Origin of the sequence: Streptomyces sp. NPDC050423 (assembly GCF_040655445.1) — a bacterium.
Lineage (GTDB): Bacteria > Actinomycetota > Actinomycetes > Streptomycetales > Streptomycetaceae > Streptomyces.
Window position 1 is genome coordinate 32,213 of sequence record NZ_JBFAJY010000024.1, and the last position, 17,812, is coordinate 50,024.

Here is a 17,812-nt window from a genome sequence, read left to right on the forward strand (position 1 = left end):
CGGGATACCCCGGAGCATGACCCAGAACACCCCGCCCCCTCCCTGCCACCTCCGTATCACCTCCGATGTGCGCCAACGTGTGCTGTCCGCAGCCCAGTTGAAGGCCCGCGGCGTCTCCGCCACGCAGGCCGCCGGGCAGTGCGGGACCGGTGGCCCGTGGCAGCAGCCGCTGCCCGGTGTCTACGTGCTGCACCCGGGACCGCTCAGCGGCCGGGAGCGGCTGCGGTCCGCCCTGCTGCACGCGGGACGCCCGGCGGTCTCCGGCCGGCGGGCCGTGCCGGGGCGGACCGCCGGCACCGACCCCGCGTACGGCGGGGCGATGGTCACCGGGCTCGCCGCGCTCTCGCTGCACGGGTTCGCCGCGGCGCCGCCCGCCGTCTCCCTGGACCGGATCGACGTGCTGGTGCCGCGGGTCCGGCGGCTGCGGTCGGTCCGGTACGTCCGCCTGGTGCGGACGGCCGAGCTGCCGGAGCCCGAGCTGCTGGACGGGCTGCCGGTGGCCCCGGTGGCCCGCGCGCTGGCGGATGCGGTCGCCGGGATCGCCGACGCCCTCGTCGTACGCCGGCTGCTCACCGAGGCGGTCCGCGAGGGCCACTGCGAACCGGCCGTCGTGGTGGGTGAGCTGAACCGGGCCAAGGTCCTCGGCCGCCCCCAGGTGGTGCACGCGGTGGACTCGCTGCTGGCCGAGAGCCGGGCGCTGGCGGAGGACCGGCTGTACGACCTGGTGCGGGGACACGGGCTGCCGGAACCGCTGTGGAACGTGGACCTGCGTCTGCCCGGCGGCCCGCATCTGGGCGGGGTCGACGCCTACTGGCCCGAGGAGGCGGTCGCCCTCGAACTGGACACCGGGGCCCCGCGGTACGGCCGGACCGGCGACGACCGCCGGCGGGAGGAGCACGAGGCGCGGTGGTCCGGGCACGCCGCCCGGCGCGAGCACCTGGAACGGCTCGGGGTCACCGTCGTCCACCTCTCCCCAGGAAAGCTGCGCGACGCCCTTGAGCAGCAGGCGGTCGTGGTGCGGACGGCGCTGATGGCGGCGGCCGCGCGCGAGCCGGCCGCGCACGTGGTGATCCTGCCCCGGTAGTCCCGCCCGGTGAGGTTCCCGGTGCGGATCGCCACGTAACCACCGCTTCGTCCCATGTGGCGCTTCGGCACCGTTGGCGGGAGTCCGCCATGTTCACAACTCCCGCACCACAACTCTCCACAAACCCCTGTCCTTTACGAAAGGGTGAGCGGTCATCCGGTACCGATTTCCGGACTTTCACTTTCACATACAGGGATGCTGATGACCTCCGAATCCCCCGGCTACATACCCGGAGCGAGACGCGCGGCACGAGTCGCGGCCGCCGCCGGTCTGGTGGCCGCACTGGCCGCCACCGGTGTCGCCCCCGTCTTCGCCGCCGACGACCCGGCAACCGCCCCCGTCAAGGCCGCCCCCGGGAACGCCACGGCGGACAAGCTCGGCACGGCCGACGCCGATGTGCTCGCCAAGGCGCGGGCCAAGGGCGAGAAGAACATCACGATGATGGTCGCCACCGCACCCGGTGCGACCGCGCAGGTCACCAAGCAACTGGACGCCGTCAAGGGCTCCGTGCTGGGGCGTGCGTACGACAAGCTCGGCTACGTACGGGCGACCGTGCCGATGTCGAGCGCCGAGGCCACCATCAAGGCGGCCTCGAAGCTGACGTCCGTCCACGGCATCGATCTCAAGCAGGAGATCATGCTGGACGACCCGACCCCCGCGGCCGACCGGGCGACCGGCAGCAAGGCCAAGACGAAGTCGACGGGCAGCTACGCGGCGCCGAACAAGAAGACCCCGGCGAAGAACCCGTTCAACCCGTCGTTCGAGACGGGTGCGGTCGACTTCGTCAAGCAGCACCCGAAGGCCGACGGCCGGGGCATCACCATCGGTGTTCTGGACGCGGGCGTCGACCTCGGTCACCCCGCCCTCCAGAAGACCACCACCGGCGAGCGCAAGATCACCGACTGGGTGACGGCCACCGACCCGGTCAGTGACGGCGACGGCACCTGGCTGCGGATGACGGACGCCGTGTCCGGCCCGACGTTCACCTACAAGGGCCGCACCTACTCCGCGCCCAAGGGCTCGTACCGGATCAGCCTGTTCGCCGAGGCCGCCACCAAGGGCGGCGACATGGCGGGCGACCTGAACCGCGACGGTGACACCACCGACGTGTGGGCCGTGCTGTACGACCCGGTCACCGGCACCACCCGGGTGGACCTGAACGACAACGCCGACTTCACCGACGACGCCGTCCTGAAGCCGTACAAGGAGAAGCACCAGGTCTCCTACTTCGGCGAGGACGACCCGCGCACCGATGTCGTCGAGCGCATCCCGTTCGTCGTCGAGACCCGTAAGAGCGTCGTGTACAACGCCGCCGGGAACACCTCCGACTACGTCAACATCGGTGTCATCGAGTCCGAGCACGGCACGCACGTCGCGGGCATCACCGCCGCGAACGGCCTGTTCGGCGGCAAGATGAACGGTGCCGCGCCCGGCGCGAAGATCGTCTCCTCGCGCGCCTGCACCTGGTCCGGCGGCTGCACCAACATCGCGCTCACCGAGGGCATGATCGACCTCGTCGTGAACCGCGGTGTCGATGTCGTCAACATGTCGATCGGCGGCCTGCCGCCGCTGAACGACGGCAACAACGCCCGCGCGGAGCTGTACAAGCGGCTCGTCGACATCTACGGCGTCCAGCTGGTCATCTCGGCCGGCAACGACGGTCCGGGCGTCAACACCATCGGTGACCCCGGTCTGGCCGACCACGTCATCTCGGTCGGCGCGTCCATCTCCAAGGAGACCTGGGCCGCCAACTACGGCTCCGGCGTCACCAAGAAGTACGACATGCTGCCGTTCTCCTCGCGCGGTCCGCGTGAGGACGGCGGCTTCACGCCGACGCTGACGGCGCCCGGTGCGTCGATCAACTCGACGCAGACCTGGCTGCCCGGTTCGCCGGTCGCCGAGGCGGGCTACTCGCTTCCGGCCGGTTACTCCATGCTCCAGGGCACGTCGATGGCCTCGCCGCAGGCCGCCGGCGCGACGGCCCTGCTGCTGTCCGCCGCGAAGCAGAAGCACATCGAGCTGCCCCCGGCCGATCTGCGCACCGCGCTGACCAGCACCGCCACCGAGATCAAGGGAGTGCCCGCGCACGCCCAGGGTGCCGGTCTGATCAACATCATCGACGCCTGGAAGCAGATCAAGAAGCAGGGCGCCCCGGCGCACGAGTACTCGGTCAAGGCCCCCGTCGACACCGCGATCGACTTCGCGCTGAAGACCCCGGGCTTCGGCACCGGTCTGTACGACCGCGAGGGCGGCCTCAAGGCCGGCCAGAAGAAGTCGTACGACGTCACGGTCACCCGGACCACGGGCCCGGACAAGAACGTCAAGCACAAGCTGTCGTGGAAGTACAACGACGGCACCTTCAAGCTGACCGGCGACAAGTCCGTCTCGCTGCCGCTCGGCAAGCCGGTGACGGTCAAGGTCCAGGCGAAGCCGGGCAGCGCGGGCGTGCACAGCGCGATCCTCCAGGTCGACGACGCGAAGACCTCCGGGGTGGACCAGCAGATCCTCGCCACGGTCGTCGTCGCCAAGGACCTGGTGCAGCCGGGTTACGCGTTCAAGGCGTCCGGTTCGGTGCAGCGCAACGGCACCACGTCGTACTTCGTGAACGTGCCGGAAGGCGCCAAGACCCTTGAGGTCGCGATGAGCGCCCTGCGCTCGGGCAGCCAGACCCGCTTCATCTCCATCCACCCGTACGGGGTCGCGGTGGAGAACAGCGGGACGCCGTACTGCTACCCGAACTACGAGAACCCGGCCAACACCTGCCGCCCCGACGTGCGCTCGTACGCCGACCCGCAGGCCGGTGTCTGGGAGATCGAGGTCGAGGCCCGGCGTACGTCGCCGCTGCTGGACAACCCGTACAAGCTGGACGTCTCGCTGCTCGGTGTGTCCTTCGACCCGGCCGTGCAGACCATCGCCGAGGCGAAGATCGGCACCCCGGCCCCGGTGGACTGGACCGTCACCAACAACGCGGGCGCGCTGGAGGGCAAGCTCAAGGGCGGCTCGCTGGGCTCGGCCGACGTCGAGCGTCCGTCGATCTCCACGGGCGGCGAGTACACCCAGGAGGTCACCATCGGTGAGGGCGTCGAGAAGCTGGACATCGCCATCGGCTCCACCACGGACGCCAACGCCGACCTCGACCTGTACGTCTTCAAGGGCGCTGCCCAGGTGGGCTCCTCCACCACGGCCGGCTCCGAGGAGTCGGTCAGTCTGGTGAAGCCCGCGGCCGGTACGTACACGGTCGTCATCGACGGCTACGACGTGCCCGCCGGGACCACCGAGTTCGACTACCGCGACGTGTACTACGCGCCGTCGCTCGGCACGATCTCCGTCGACGAGTCGAAGGCCGTGAACCTGGCCGCCGGCGCATCGGCGCAGGTCGGTGCCGAGGTCGCGGTCGCCGGTGCGGCCCCCGAGGGCCGGCAGTTCTTCGGCGAGGTCCAGCTGGTGAACGCGCGGGGCACCGCCGCGGGCACCGGCAGCGTCGTGATCGAGAAGGTCGCGCCGTAACCGCATGTGATCCGTACGACAGTGGGGCGGGTGCTCACCGAGCGCCCGCCCCACTGCGCTGCGCGCGCTGTCCGCTCCCCGGACAATGGATTGGACAAGGAAGCCGTGGACATACGCATCATGGAGCGGCAACCGTGCCGTTCGTACGCTTGAAGGAGTTCCTGTGAAGGTCGGAATCGTCGGCGCCACCGGTCAGGTCGGCACAGTCATGCGCAGGATCCTGGCCGAGCGGAAGTTCCCGGCCGACGAGCTGCGGCTGTTCGCCTCGGCGCGCTCCGCGGGCTCCACGATCGAGTGGCAGGGCCGGAACATCACCGTCGAGGACGCCTCCGGGGCCGATTACAGCGGCCTGGACATCGTGCTGTTCTCGGCCGGCGGCGCGACGTCCAAGGCGCTCGCCGAGAAGGTGGCCGCCCAGGGTGCCGTCGTGATCGACAACTCCTCCGCCTGGCGCAAGGACCCCCTGGTCCCGCTGGTCGTCTCCGAGGTCAACCCGCACGCGATCGCGGACCGCCCCAAGGGCATCATCGCCAACCCGAACTGCACCACGATGGCCGCCATGCCGGTGCTGCGCCCGCTGCACGACGAGGCCGGCCTGGAGGCGCTGACCGTCGCCACCTACCAGGCGGTGTCCGGCTCGGGTCTGGCCGGTGTTGCCGAGCTGCACGGCCAGGTGTCCAAGGTCGTCGCCGAGGCCGACAAGCTCACCCACGACGGCGGCGCCGTCGACTTCCCGGAGCCGGACGTCTACAGGCGTCCGATCGCCTTCAACGTGCTTCCGCTGGCCGGCGCACTCGTCGACGACGGCTCCTTCGAGACGGACGAGGAGCAGAAGCTCCGCAACGAGTCCCGCAAGATCCTGGAGATCCCGGAGCTGAAGGTGTCCGGCACCTGTGTCCGGGTCCCGGTCTTCTCCGGCCACTCCCTCCAGATCAACGCCCGGTTCGCGCGTCCGATCGGCGTGGAGCGCGCGTACGAGCTGCTGAAGGACGCCCCGGGCGTCGAGATCTCGGAGATCCCCACCCCGCTCCAGGCCGCCGGGCAGGACGCGTCGTTCGTCGGGCGGATCAGGGCCGACGAGACCGTGGAGCACGGTCTCGCGCTCTTCGTCTCCAACGACAACCTGCGCAAGGGTGCCGCGCTGAACGCGGTGCAGATCGCGGAGCTGGTCGCGGCGGAGCTCGCGGGCTGACGCGGCGGGGGCGGGATGCGGGTGCGGTGCGGGTGCGGTGCCGCTGCGCGGGGCTGTCCCCTACCCGCCCCTTCCCGAAACCGGGGGCGAGCCCCCGGGCCCCCTTGTCCTCAATCGCCGGACGGGCTTGATTTCGGCGAAAATCAAGCCTCTCCGGCGATTGAGGAGCGGGGTCCGGGGCAGAGCACCGGGGGTGCTCAGGGGCGCCGGACCTCGAAGTGCCAGCAGCCGTACTCCACCGCCCTGACGTGCACCAACGCCACCTCCGGATCGGCAAACGCCTCCGTGAGGGCCTCGTCGTACCCTCGCTCCTCCTCCGCAGGGATCGTCAGGAGGCGGCCACCCACGATGTGGCCCTCCGCGTTGTAGCGCCGCACCGTCCGCAGCGCCCCCGCCCGCGAGAACGGGTAACCCGTACGGTCGGGCGCCGGGCCCGCGCACGGCTCCGCGTGGATGAAGACCGGGCCCTGCTCGTCGTACGCCCCCGGCTTCGCCCGGCCGGCGGCCGCCCAGCGGCGCAGCGGCGCGTAGGAGACGAGGGCGATGCGCTCCCCCGCCTCGCCGCCCCGCAGACAGCAGCGCAGCGGGCTGCCCGCTTCCGTGGCGGTGTACGGGACGCAGGGACGTCCCGCGTCGTCGGTCTCCCGGAGTTCCCTGAGCGCGGCCGGGGCGATCGCGCGTGCCTCGTAACTGGTCATGCGACGAGAATGGCCCGCCCCACCTGCACGGTCCGGCGGAAAACGGACATCGCCCTGGGTGCGGGTCACGTGGAAGGATGACCGGAAACATCACATACCAAGGAGATGACCGCGTGCCTGGCACGAATCTGACCCGCGAAGAGGCACAGGAGCGGGCGCGCCTGCTGACCGTGGACGCGTACGAGATCGATCTCGACCTCTCCGGAGCGCAGGAGGGCGGGACCTACCGGTCCGTCACCACCGTGCGCTTCGACTCCGCCGAAGCCGGTGCGGAGACCTTCATCGACCTGGTCGCCCCGGCCGTGCACGAGGTCGAGCTGAACGGCAGGGCCCTGGATGTCGCGGCCGTGTTCCGCGACTCGCGGATCACGCTGCCGCAGCTGGCGGCGGGCTCCAACGAGCTGAGGGTCGTCGCCGACTGCTCGTACACCAACACGGGTGAGGGGCTGCACCGGTTCGTCGACCCGGTCGACCAGCAGGCGTACCTCTACACCCAGTTCGAGGTTCCGGACGCGCGCCGGGTCTTCGCGAGCTTCGAACAGCCCGACCTGAAGGCGACGTTCCGGTTCACCGTGAAGGCCCCGTCCGGCTGGACCGTGGTCTCCAACTCCCCGACGCCGGAGCCCAGGGACGACGTCTGGTCCTTCGAGCCGACGCCGCGTGTCTCCACGTACATCACCGCGCTGATCGCCGGCCCGTACCACTCGGTGCACAGCAGCTACGAGAAGGACGGCCAGTCCGTCCCGCTGGGCATCTACTGCCGCCCCTCGCTCGCGGAGTACCTCGACGCGGACGCGATCTTCGACGTGACCCGGATGGGCTTCGACTGGTTCCAGGAGAAGTTCGACTACGCGTACCCGTTCGCCAAGTACGACCAGCTGTTCGTCCCGGAGTTCAACGCGGGCGCCATGGAGAACGCGGGCGCGGTCACCATCCGCGACCAGTACGTGTTCCGCTCCAAGGTGACGGACGCGGCGTACGAGACGCGGGCCGAGACGATCCTGCACGAGCTGGCCCACATGTGGTTCGGCGACCTCGTCACCATGGAGTGGTGGAACGACCTGTGGCTGAACGAGTCGTTCGCCACCTACACCTCGGTCGCCTGCCTGGCGTACGCCGAGGGCTCCGCGTGGCCGCACTCCTGGACCACGTTCGCCAACACCATGAAGACCTGGGCGTACCGGCAGGACCAGCTGCCCTCGACGCACCCGATCATGGCCGACATCCGTGACCTGGACGACGTCCTGGTCAACTTCGACGGCATCACGTACGCCAAGGGCGCCTCGGTCCTGAAGCAGCTGGTGGCGTACGTCGGCCAGGACGAGTTCTTCAAGGGCGTCCAGGCCTACTTCAAGGCGCACGCCTTCGGCAACACCCAGCTCTCCGACCTGCTGGGCGCGCTGGAGAAGACCTCCGGCCGCGATCTGCGGGCCTGGTCCACGGCGTGGCTGGAGACGGCCGGCATCAACATCCTGCGCCCGGAGATCGAGACGGACGGCGACGGCCGTGTCACCTCGTTCACCGTGCTCCAGGAGGCGCCCGCGCTGCCCGCCGGGGCGAAGGGCGAGCCGACGCTGCGCCCGCACCGGATCGCCATCGGGTGCTACGACCTCGACGAGGCCGGGAACCTGGTCCGGACGGACCGGATCGAGCTGGACGTCGACGGGGAGCGCACCACCGTGCCGTTCCCGGCCGGCGCCGCCCGTCCCGCCGTGGTCCTGCTCAACGACGACGACCTGTCGTACGCGAAGGTCCGCCTCGACGAGGAGTCGCTGCGGGTCGTCACGGAGCACCTGGGCGACTTCACCGAGTCCCTGCCGCGCGCCCTGTGCTGGGCCTCCGCCTGGGACATGACCCGGGACGGCGAGCTGGCCACCCGGGACTACCTGTCGCTCGTGCTGTCCGGTGTCGGCAAGGAGTCGGACATCGGCGTCGTCCAGTCGCTGCACCGCCAGGTGAAGATGGCGCTGGACCTGTACTCGGCGCCGGAGTGGCGCGAGGCGGGGCTGACCCGGTGGACCGAGGCGACGCTCGCGCACCTGCGCGCGGCGGAGCCGGGCAGCGACCACCAGCTGGCCTGGGCCCGTGCCTTCGCGGCCACGGCCCGCAACCCCCAGCAGCTCGATCTGCTCCAGTCGCTGCTCGACGGCACCGAGGCGATCGAGGGCCTGGCCGTCGACACCGAGCTGCGCTGGGCCTTCGTCCAGCGGCTGGCCGCGACGGGGCTGCTGGACGAGGACGAGATCGCCGCCGAGTACGAGCGCGACCGGACGGCGGCGGGCGAACGCCACGCGGCGTCCGCGCGTGCGGCGCGCCCGTCCGAGGAGGCGAAGGCACAGGCCTGGGCTTCGGTCGTCGAGTCCGACAAGCTGCCGAACTCCCTCCAGGAGGCGGCCATCAGCGGCTTCGTCCAGACCGACCAGCACGAGCTGCTGGCTCCGTACACGGAGAGGTTCTTCACCGCGGTGAAGGACGTCTGGGGCTCGCGCAGCCACGAGATGGCCCAGCAGGTCGCCGTGGGTCTGTACCCGTCGCTCCAGGTCTCGCAGGAGACCCTGGACGCCACGGACGCCTGGCTGGCCTCGGCTGAGCCGAGCGCGGCCCTGCGCCGGCTGGTGTCGGAGTCCCGTTCGGGTGTGGAGCGGGCGCTGAAGGCCCGTGCGGCGGACGCGGCGGCGGCGACCGCGTAGGGCCTGCACCATGGGAAACCGCCCGGCGGGCAGGCGCGGAGCGCAGCTGTCCGCCGGGCGGGAGCAGGGGGGGTGCCGGGGCTGGAGTTACGCGCCCGACTCCTCGTAGCGGGCGGCGAGTTCGGCCGCACCGGACTCCGTCAGCGAGCCGTGCAGGCGCATCCGCGCCACGCCGCCGTCGGGGAAGGCGTCCAGTCGGACGTGGGTGACCACGGCCTGGGCGCGGAGCGGGAAGCGGTGCAGGGTGTCGGGCTGGAGCCGGGTGCGGGGGATGATCTCGAACCACTCACCCGCCTCACCGTTGCGGCCCTGGAGGGCGATCCAGCCGGCCGCGTTCCCCTTGAGGTAGGCCGTGTCGATCTCGATCGCGCGGACCGCGCCCTGGGCGGGCAGCCGGAAGCGCACCCAGTCGTTGGTGTCGCGGACCCGGCGGCGGCGGTTCTCCCAGCCGTCGTCCATCTTGCGGGAGGTGCCGGGCAGGATGATCTGGGTCGGCGAGGAGTAGAAGCGGTCGGAGGCGTCCTCGTAGCTGCCGCCGTTCAGGACCGAGATCAGGTCGAACGTGCCGAGTGCCGCGAGCCAGGACGGGTCCGGGACGACCTCGCCGTGCACGCGGAGGCGGGCGATGCCGCCGTCGGGGTGCTGGCAGAGGCGGAGGTGGGTGTAGCGGCGGCCGCCGGTGATCTCGAAGCCGTTGGCGGCGTGGCCGCGTACGGGGGTCGGCGGGACGATCTCGTCCCACTTGACGTCGTCGGCGAGGAGCTCTTCGGGGCCGGGCGAGCCCTGGACCGAGGTGGCCTGGACCGAGACGCGCTGCGGGTAGTTGCCGCGGAAGTGGGCGGTGTCGACGACGAGGCCGCGGATGATGCCGGGGGCACCGAGGCGGATCAGGGCCCAGTCGTGCTCGTCGGGGGCCGGGAAGGGACGGTCGGCGTCCGCGCCGCGGCGGCGGCGGGTCTCCCAGCCGTCCATGATCTTGCCCTTGTGGCCGAAGCGCTCGGGGTCGAAGACCGCGCGTTCCCTGATCAGGAGGTTCTCGCGCTGGGCGAAGAACTCGTCGTTGGCGGCGATCACGCCCGCGCCGAGGCGACGGTCGGCGAGGTCGACCAGCTCGGTGAAGGGGAGGTCGGTGGTGCGGTAGTCGGCGTACGGGTCACCGCCGCCGTACGGGGCCGCGTCGTTGGCATGGGGGTCGTGGGCATGGGGCTCGTTGGCATGGGGGTCGTTGTCCAGGGCGGGGGTCTCGCTCGCGTCGAAGGTCATGTGCCCCACTGTCGTACAGACTCATGCATCAGGTCCATCGAAAGTTTTCGCACATTTCGTTCAGCTCAGCTGAACGATTCCTCGCGTACGGCGCTGACCTCCTTGAGCGCGGCCAGCACCCGGGCCACCGCCGGGCCCGCCTCGGCCCCCTGCCGCACCGCCGCCACGACGTGGCGCCGGGGCAGGTCGGCATCGAGGACGCGCAGCACCACGCCCTTGCGGCGTTCCGCCGATGCCATCCGGGGGATCAGCGCGACGCCCATGCCGGCCTCCACCATGGCCAGGATCGCGGTCCATCCGGAGGCGCTGTGGGCCTGCTCGGGGACGAACCCGGCGGCCTCGCAGGCGGCGGTGGTGATCTGCGACCACGGTCCCGAGCCGCCGAAGATCCAGGGCTCGGCGGCGAGGTCGGCCAGCCGGAGCCCGGGTGCGCCGGCCAGCCGGTGCCCGACGGGGAGGGCGACGTCGAGCGGGTCGGCGAGCAGCGGCAGCAGGGCGAACCGGGTGTCGCGAGCCGTCGGGGCGTGCGCGGCGAGCGAGAGCGCGAGGTCGACGTCACCGGCCGCGAGGAGTTCGTACGCCTGCGCGGCCTCCGCCTCCCGTACCCGCACCTCGGGCCCCGGCCGGCCGGCCGCACGCAGCAGTTGGACCGCCGGTACGACGAGGGCGGGCACGGCGGTCGAGAACGCCCCGACCCGCACCTCGCCCGCCTCACCGCGCAGATAGCCGGTCAACTCGGCCTCGGCGCGTTCGAGCTGGGCGAAGACCACTTCCGCGTGGCGGAGTACGAGGTACGCGGCGTCGGTGAGCCGGACCCGCCTGCCCTGCGCCTCCAGCAGCGGCACACCGAGCTGCCGGCCCAGGTTCGACAGCTGCTGGGACACCGCGGAGGGGGTCATCAGCAGCGCCTCGGCCGTCGCCGTGACGGTTCCGCGCTCGCTCAGCACCCGCAGGATCCGGAGCTTCTTGATGTCCCACTCGGTCATGTCCGCACATTAGCCGCCGTCCGCCCCGGACCCGGCCCGCCCCGGCGCCGCTCCGACGCGGACAGGGCGTCCCGATGCGCTCGCGCACATCGGGACGCCCTGGGACGGACTGGGGAGCTACGCGGTCCGGTACGCCGCGCAGCCGGGTGTCAGACCTGCTTCTTGGACTTGTCGAGGACCATGACGAGGCCGGCGATGACCCCGAACAGGACCAGGGGGGCCACGACGTACAGGCCGACCGTGTCGATCACGCTCAGGCCAGGACCCGGGTCGTCGCCGTCGTCGCGGGTGAGCGCGAGCGCGGGGGACGTCATGAGCAGCATCATCAGCGTCGTTCCGGCGGCGACCGCGCCGGCGCGCATAGCGTTCTTCTTGTCCACGGTGCAAACGTAGCGAACGGCTACGAGGGCCGCGCGCCCGGGGGTGCCGAACGGGCCTCTGGGGCCTGTATTGGGTTGTCACGCGGAAGAAGGAGCGGGGCTGAGTACGTGCGATCGCAAGGCGCCGGAGCGCCCTGATAGCTCAGCTACCAGGGCGCTCCGCCAACGCTGGAGGGGGCCCCTCCCTGCTCGAGCGAAGCCGAGAGCTTGGGGAGTGCGTGCCCAGCCCCGTGACGCCGCGGGACAACCCAATACAGGCCCTAAGCCTCCTGGCGGGGGCTGAGAACCTCCATCAGCCGGTGCAGCCGGGGCGAGGCGGCGAGCTCCTCCAGGGTGACCGGGCGGCCCTCGGCATCGGCGACGGGCAGCCGCCAGTTTGGGTACTCGTCCCAAGTGCCGGGCAGGTTCTGCGGGCGGCGGTCACCGATCGTGTCGGGCAGCCAGACCCCGGCCATCCGGGCGGGGGTGCGCAGCAGGAAGCGGTGGACGGCACGGACGGCCGCCTCCTCGTCGCCGCCGCCCTCGGGGAGCAGGCCGAGCCGGGAGAGCAGGCCGAGCCACTCCGCGGTGTCGGCGCCGTCCTCGGTCCGCTCCTGGTCCAGCGGGCGGGTCAGCAGGCCGAGGCGGTGGCGCAGCGTCACGTGGTCACCGGTCAGCCGGGCCGCCGTGGAGGGCAGATCGTGGGTGGTGGCGGTCGCCAGGCAGCCCTCGCGCCACTCCTCGGGGGCCAGCGGGCGGCCGGTGCCCGACCAGTCCCGCTCGAACCAGAGCACGGAGGTGCCGAGGACCCCGCGGCGGGCGAGCGCCTCGCGGACGCCGGGTTCGACGGTGCCGAGGTCCTCCCCCATGACGACGGCGCCCGCGCGGTGGGCCTCCAGGACGAGGACGGCGAGCATCGCCTCGGCGTCCTGGCTGACATAGGTGCCCTCGGTGGGCGGGCGCCCCTCGGGCACCCACCAGAGCCGGAACAGGCCCATGACGTGGTCGATGCGCAGGGCGCCGGCCCGGCCGAGGATCCCGCGCAGCAGACCGCGGAACGGGGCGTAGCCGGACGCGGCGAGGGCGTCGGGGCGCCAGGGCGGCAGCCCCCAGTCCTGGCCGCGCGCGTTGAAGGCGTCCGGGGGCGCGCCGACGGACATGCCGTGCGCGAAGGCGTCCTGCTGGGCCCAGGTGTCGGCGCCGCCGGGGTGCACGCCGACGGCGAGGTCGTGGACGATCCCGACGGCCATCCCGGCGTCCCGGGCGGCCCGCTGGGCGTCGGCGAGCTGAGTATCGGTCAGCCAGGCGAGCCGGCAGTGGAAGTCGACCCGGTCGAGCAGTTCGCCGCGGGCGCGGGCGGTCTCCCTGGAGCGGGGGTCGCGCAGGCCCGGCGGCCAGGTGTGCCAGTCGGAGCCGTGCACCTCCGCGAGGGCGCACCACAGGGCGTGGTCCTCCAGGGCCTGTCCCTGTTCCGCGAGGAAGTCGCAGTAGGCGGCGCGGCGGCCGGGCGTGAGGGGGACGTCGACGAGGACGGCGAGGGCCTGTCGCTTGAGCTCCCAGACGGCGTCGCGGTCGATGAGTGCGCCCTTGTTCAGGACTCCGTCGCTGAGCTCTGCGGCCCGGCGGCGCAGATCGTCCAGCGCGGCCCGGTCGGGCGCGTGCCCGTACTCCGGGACGGACTCGACGCGCAGGTGCACGGGGTCGGGGAAGCGCCGCGAGGACGGGCGGTAGGGCGACGGGTCGGTGGGGCTGCCCAGGACCGCCGCGTGCAGCGGGTTGACCTGGACGAAGCCGGCGCCGAGGCACCGCCCGGACCAGGAGGCGAGATCGGCGAGGTCACCGAGGTCGCCCATGCCCCAGGAGCGGGCGGAGAGCAGCGAGTAGAGCTGCACGAGGAAGCCGTGGCTGCGGGCCGCCGGCTGCGGGACGCGGGCCGGGGCGACGACGAGCGTGCAGGACTCGGCCGGCCGCTCCGGCGCCCGGACGGTCAGCCGGTGCACGCCGAGCGGTGGTTCGTCCCACCAGCCGGGCGCGGGCGCGGGGCCGGGGCCCACTGTGCCGGACGCTGGGCCGCCCACCGGCTCCGGCACCGGCGTACCGGAAACGGCCGGATCCGTATCCCCGCCGGGGATCCTCACCCGGGCCGGCGTGGCCGAACCGGACTCCTCGGTCCGGACGGTCAGCTCCGTGCCGGGCGGCAGCGCGGCCAGGGCCGCGGGCAGTGGCTCCCCGGTCCACACGACCAGGGTGGGCGGGAGCAGCCGGGAGCCGGCCGCGCACTCGGCGGCGGCGAGCGCCTCCCGTACCGCCTCGGGCGTGGCGGCGTCGACACCGAGCGCGGCGAGCACCGCGACGACCGTGCCGTCGGGGACGGACACCGTGACGTCGGCGGACGGTGAGTAGGAGGTGGCGACGCCGTGCAGTGCGGCGAGCCGGGACAAGCCCATTCAGACTCCTGGGGACTCCATGCCCCAAGCGCTGCCGGAGGAAGCCGGCTCGCTGGTCAGCGGGGCGAGAACGGCGAGCGGGGGCTCGCTGGTCAGAGGTGTGGCGTCGGCGAGCGGGGGCTCGCTGGTCAGAGGTATGGCGTCGGCCAGTGGCGCTTCGCTGGTGAGCGGGCCGGGGGTAGTGGCGGGGCACGCGCTGATCAGCGGGGCGGGTTCCGGCACCTGTTTGGTCAGGGCGGAGAGCAGGAGCTGCGCGGCAGCGGGCATGGTGGCCTCCTGGCCGTGGAGAGCAGGACACAGCAGGCCTACCCAGCGGATGCGTCCGCAGACGTAGGCGTTATGACAACGAGTTCAACGTGCTCTGGGTCACAATCCGTTCCCCGGAGGGCGGTTCCCCGTAAGACGTCCGCTGTTTTCGGCCATTCGGCGTCATCTTTCGCGTGACACGACGTCAGTCACACTCGTCCCACTCCATCCGTCGCTTCGGGCATTTGCACCACAACGACCACGCACATTGACACCCTCGCACGCGGGTGGTGGGCTCGGAGCCCACCGGTGGGAGCGAGGGAGAACGGGCATGCAGCTCAGGCGCAGGAAGCAGGCGGCGGCGGTCGCCGCGGCCGTGCTCGGCGGACTGCTCTCCGCGGGAGCCCCGGCCGCCTTCGCCGCCCCTCAGGCACCCGGCACGCCCGCCGCCAGCGCCCCCGGCCGCACGGACGACGGCGCGCCGCCCCCCGTGTGGCCCCGGCCGCAGAGCATCAAGGCGTCCGGCACTTCCGTCCCCCTCTCCGACGAGGTCACGCTCCTCGTCGGAGAGCAGACCGACCCGTACGCCGTCACCGCGCTCCGTGAGGTCCTGCGCGACGCGGGCGTGCGGACCGTCCACGAAGCCCTGCCGGGCCGCGGACCCGTCATCCGGCTCGGCGACGACGGGGCCCTGGACGCGCTGCGCACGCTGCGCGCCCCCGACCGTGACGATCTGCCGGCCGGCGGCTACCGGATCGCGGCCGGCCCGGTCGCGGGCCGGGACACCGTCGCCGTGGACGGCCTCGGCGACGACGGGCTGTTCCACGCGGTGCAGACCCTGCGTCAGCTGATCCGGGGCGGCAGTGTCGCCGGGGTCACCGTCCGGGACTGGCCGTCCAGCGCCGTGCGCGGGATGACCGAGGGGTTCTACGGGCAGCCCTGGACGCAGGAGGAACGGCTCTCCCAGCTCGGCTTCATGGGGCGCACCAAGCAGAACCGGTATCTGTACGCGGCGGGCGACGACCCCTACCGGCAGGCCCGCTGGCGCGATCCGTACCCGGCCGAGCGGCGTGCCGACTTCCGCGCGCTGGCCGAGCGGGCCGCCGCCGAGCACGTGACGCTCGGCTGGGCCGTGGCACCAGGCCAGTCGATGTGCCTGTCCTCGGACCGCGACGTGAAGGCGCTGACGAAGAAGATCGACGCGATGTGGGCGCTGGGGGTGCGGGTCTTCCAGGTGCAGTTCCAGGACGTCAGCTACAGCGAATGGCACTGCTCGGCCGACGCCGCCACCTTCGGTGACGGCCCGGAGGCGGCGGCCAGGGCGCAGGCCCGCGTCGTGAGCGGCGTGGCCGAGCACCTGGCGGACCGCTATCCGGGCGCGCAGCCGCTGTCGATGATGCCGACGGAGTTCTACCAGGACGGGGCGACCGCCTACCGCACGGCGCTCGCCAAGGAGCTCGACGACCGGGTGCAGGTCGCCTGGACCGGCGTCGGGGTCGTGCCGAGGACCATCACCGGCGGCGAGCTGGCCGGTGCGCGCGACACGTTCCGCCATCCGCTGGTCACGATGGACAACTACCCGGTCAACGACTACGCGCAGGACCGGATCTTCCTCGGTCCGTACACCGGCCGCGATCCGGCGGTCGCCATCGGTTCGGCGGCGCTGCTGGCCAATGCGATGGAACAGCCGTCCGCCTCCAGGATCCCGCTGTTCACCGCCGCCGACTTCGCCTGGAACGCGAAGGGGTACCAGCCGCAGGAGTCCTGGCGGGCGGCCATCGACGACCTGGCGGGCCAGGAATCCGGCAGCCGGGACGCACTGCGCGCCTTGGCCGGCAACAGCATGGCCTCCGTGCTGGGCGGTGACGAATCGGCGTATCTGCGACCGTTGCTCGCCGCGTTCTGGAAGTCCCGGGCGGGGACGGACGCCGCGGCCCGCGACAAGGCGGCGGACCGGCTGCGCTCCGCGTTCACCATGATGCGCGAGAGCCCGCAGCGGCTGGCCGGACTGGCGGAGGGGCGGCTCGACGACGAAGTGCGCCCGTGGACCGAGCAGTTGTCCCGGTACGGCAGGGCGGGTGAGCTGGCCGTCGATCTGCTCCAGGCCCAGGCGCGCGGCGACGGGTCGGCCGCCTGGCAGGCGTCGCTGGCCCTGGAACCGGTGAGCAGGTCCGTGAAAGCGGGCGGCGCGACGGTCGGCAAGGGGGTGCTCGGCCCGTTCCTGGACCGGGCGCGCAAGGAGGCCGACGCCTGGACCGGGACGGACCGCGACAACGGCACGGTGACCGAGGCGCAGGGCAGCTACACGGTGCGGCTGGACCGGGCGCGTCCACTGGAGGCCGTCACCACGACGACCGTGCCGGGCGGCGGCGCCACGCCGGCGCAGGCGACGGTCCAGGCCCATGTGCCCGGTGAGGGCTGGCACAGCCTCGGCGCCCTGTCGGCGAGCGGCTGGACCCAGACGGGAGGGCAGGGCCTGCGGGCCGACGCGGTCCGGATCAGCTGGCCGACCGTCACCCCGTCGGTCACCGGTGCGCCGCCCCTGATCATCCCGCCGCTCGCGGGCGCGGCCCCGTCCACCGGAACGGCGCCCCGGGTGCGCTCGCTGGTGCCGTGGTTCGTCGACGAGCCCGCCGCCCGGCTCGATCTCGCGCACGGGGAGACGGACGCCGAGATCGGCGGCAAGCCGCAGCGGGTCGAGGCACGGCTCTCCGCCGGCCGTCCGGCCGAGGTGCGGGGCGCGCTCACCGCGAAGGCCCCCAAGGGCATCAAGGTGCGGGTGCCCAAGCAGACGACCGTCCAGCGCGGCTCCCGTACCGACGTGCCCGTGGAGATCACCGTCCCCGCGGACACCCCGGCGGGCGAGTACGAGGTGCCGTTCTCCTTCGGCGCCGAGGAGACCACCCTCACCGTCCGCGCCTTCCCGCGCACCGCGGGCCCCGACCTGCTGCGCACGGCCACCGCGTCCTCGTCGGGCGACGAGACGGCGGACTTCCCCGCGGCCGCCGCGTCGGACGGCGACCCGGAGACCCGCTGGTCCTCACCGGCCGAGGACGGCGCCTGGTGGCAGGCCGAACTGCCCGCCCCGGCCCGGATCGGCCAGGTGGTCCTGGACTGGCAGGACGCGTACGCCTCCCGCTACCGCGTGCAGGTCTCCGCGGACGGCCGCACCTGGCGCACGGCGTCCACCGTCCGGGAGGGCGGGGGCGGCCACGAGTCGGTCCGGATGGACGCGAAGGAAACCCGGTTCATCAGGGTCCAGGGCGACGGGCGGGCCACCCAGTACGGCTACTCGCTCTGGTCGGTCCAGGCGTACGCCGTGGCGGAGTAGCGGCGCATG

At 72.5% G+C, this 17,812-nt stretch carries 11 protein-coding genes; 5 read left to right on the top strand and 6 right to left on the bottom strand.

The genetic code is table 11. From position 1 onward, the window contains the following. The first annotated feature begins 16 nt into the window (after nucleotides 1-16). From AB0I52_RS19045 to AB0I52_RS19055, 3 genes are all read left to right on the top strand, one after another. On the top strand, nucleotides 17-1,084 hold the full coding sequence (locus AB0I52_RS19045) for a hypothetical protein (protein WP_363073986.1): 1,068 nt from the start codon (nucleotides 17-19) through the stop codon (nucleotides 1,082-1,084). Between the two features lie 195 nt (nucleotides 1,085-1,279). Beyond that, entirely contained in the window at nucleotides 1,280-4,591 is a 3,312-nt protein-coding gene (locus tag AB0I52_RS19050) for a S8 family serine peptidase (protein ID WP_363073988.1), read from the top strand. A 163-nt stretch (nucleotides 4,592-4,754) separates the two neighbouring features. Next, the gene (locus AB0I52_RS19055) at nucleotides 4,755-5,783 is read left to right on the top strand and encodes an aspartate-semialdehyde dehydrogenase (RefSeq protein ID WP_363073990.1); all 1,029 of its coding nucleotides are present in this window, start codon (nucleotides 4,755-4,757) and stop codon (nucleotides 5,781-5,783) included. A gap of 197 nt (nucleotides 5,784-5,980) precedes the next feature. Here AB0I52_RS19055 and AB0I52_RS19060 read toward each other — a convergent pair whose 3' ends face one another. Continuing rightward, entirely contained in the window at nucleotides 5,981-6,481 is a 501-nt protein-coding gene (locus AB0I52_RS19060; RefSeq protein WP_363073992.1) for a DUF1203 domain-containing protein, read from the bottom strand. A gap of 113 nt (nucleotides 6,482-6,594) precedes the next feature. On the opposite strand from AB0I52_RS19060, the gene pepN reads away from it, so the two are divergent. Next, nucleotides 6,595-9,171 carry an aminopeptidase N gene (pepN, locus tag AB0I52_RS19065; protein ID WP_363073994.1) on the top strand — a complete coding sequence of 859 codons (2,577 nt, stop codon included), beginning with the start codon at nucleotides 6,595-6,597 and terminating at the stop codon, nucleotides 9,169-9,171. Nucleotides 9,172-9,258: 87 nt separating this feature from the next. Here the strand turns inward: pepN and alc are convergent, their stop codons facing one another. The 5 genes from alc to AB0I52_RS19090 form a co-directional block, all read right to left on the bottom strand. Next, nucleotides 9,259-10,434 carry an allantoicase gene (gene alc, locus AB0I52_RS19070; RefSeq protein WP_363073996.1) on the bottom strand — a complete coding sequence of 392 codons (1,176 nt, stop codon included), beginning with the start codon at nucleotides 10,432-10,434 and terminating at the stop codon, nucleotides 9,259-9,261. Nucleotides 10,435-10,499: 65 nt separating this feature from the next. Continuing rightward, the gene (locus AB0I52_RS19075; protein WP_363073998.1) at nucleotides 10,500-11,420 is read right to left on the bottom strand and encodes a LysR substrate-binding domain-containing protein; all 921 of its coding nucleotides are present in this window, start codon (nucleotides 11,418-11,420) and stop codon (nucleotides 10,500-10,502) included. Nucleotides 11,421-11,569: 149 nt separating this feature from the next. Beyond that, nucleotides 11,570-11,782 carry a hypothetical protein gene (locus AB0I52_RS19080; protein WP_363074095.1) on the bottom strand — a complete coding sequence of 71 codons (213 nt, stop codon included), beginning with the start codon at nucleotides 11,780-11,782 and terminating at the stop codon, nucleotides 11,570-11,572. A gap of 278 nt (nucleotides 11,783-12,060) precedes the next feature. After that, complete coding sequence (gene malQ / locus AB0I52_RS19085) at nucleotides 12,061-14,226, bottom strand: 4-alpha-glucanotransferase (protein ID WP_363074000.1); 2,166 nt, start codon at nucleotides 14,224-14,226, stop codon at nucleotides 12,061-12,063. Then, nucleotides 14,227-14,493 carry a hypothetical protein gene (locus AB0I52_RS19090; protein WP_363074002.1) on the bottom strand — a complete coding sequence of 89 codons (267 nt, stop codon included), beginning with the start codon at nucleotides 14,491-14,493 and terminating at the stop codon, nucleotides 14,227-14,229. Between the two features lie 310 nt (nucleotides 14,494-14,803). On the opposite strand from AB0I52_RS19090, the gene AB0I52_RS19095 reads away from it, so the two are divergent. Further along, entirely contained in the window at nucleotides 14,804-17,803 is a 3,000-nt protein-coding gene (locus AB0I52_RS19095) for a beta-N-acetylglucosaminidase domain-containing protein (protein WP_363074004.1), read from the top strand. Nucleotides 17,804-17,812: the final 9 nt, after the last annotated feature.

Bases quoted from the DNA above. Each gene is read 5' to 3' on its own strand.
- AB0I52_RS19045 (WP_363073986.1), top strand. From the start codon at position 17: ATGACCCAGAACACCCCGCCCCCTCCCTGCCACCTCCGTATCACCTCC.
- AB0I52_RS19050 (WP_363073988.1), top strand. From the start codon at position 1,280: ATGCTGATGACCTCCGAATCCCCCGGCTACATACCCGGAGCGAGACGC.
- AB0I52_RS19060 (WP_363073992.1), bottom strand. From the start codon at position 6,481: ATGACCAGTTACGAGGCACGCGCGATCGCCCCGGCCGCGCTCAGGGAA.
- alc (WP_363073996.1), bottom strand. From the start codon at position 10,434: ATGACCTTCGACGCGAGCGAGACCCCCGCCCTGGACAACGACCCCCAT.
- AB0I52_RS19075 (WP_363073998.1), bottom strand. From the start codon at position 11,420: ATGACCGAGTGGGACATCAAGAAGCTCCGGATCCTGCGGGTGCTGAGC.
- AB0I52_RS19080 (WP_363074095.1), bottom strand. From the start codon at position 11,782: ATGCGCGCCGGCGCGGTCGCCGCCGGAACGACGCTGATGATGCTGCTC.
- malQ (WP_363074000.1), bottom strand. From the start codon at position 14,226: ATGGGCTTGTCCCGGCTCGCCGCACTGCACGGCGTCGCCACCTCCTAC.
- AB0I52_RS19090 (WP_363074002.1), bottom strand. From the start codon at position 14,493: ATGCCCGCTGCCGCGCAGCTCCTGCTCTCCGCCCTGACCAAACAGGTG.
- AB0I52_RS19095 (WP_363074004.1), top strand. From the start codon at position 14,804: ATGCAGCTCAGGCGCAGGAAGCAGGCGGCGGCGGTCGCCGCGGCCGTG.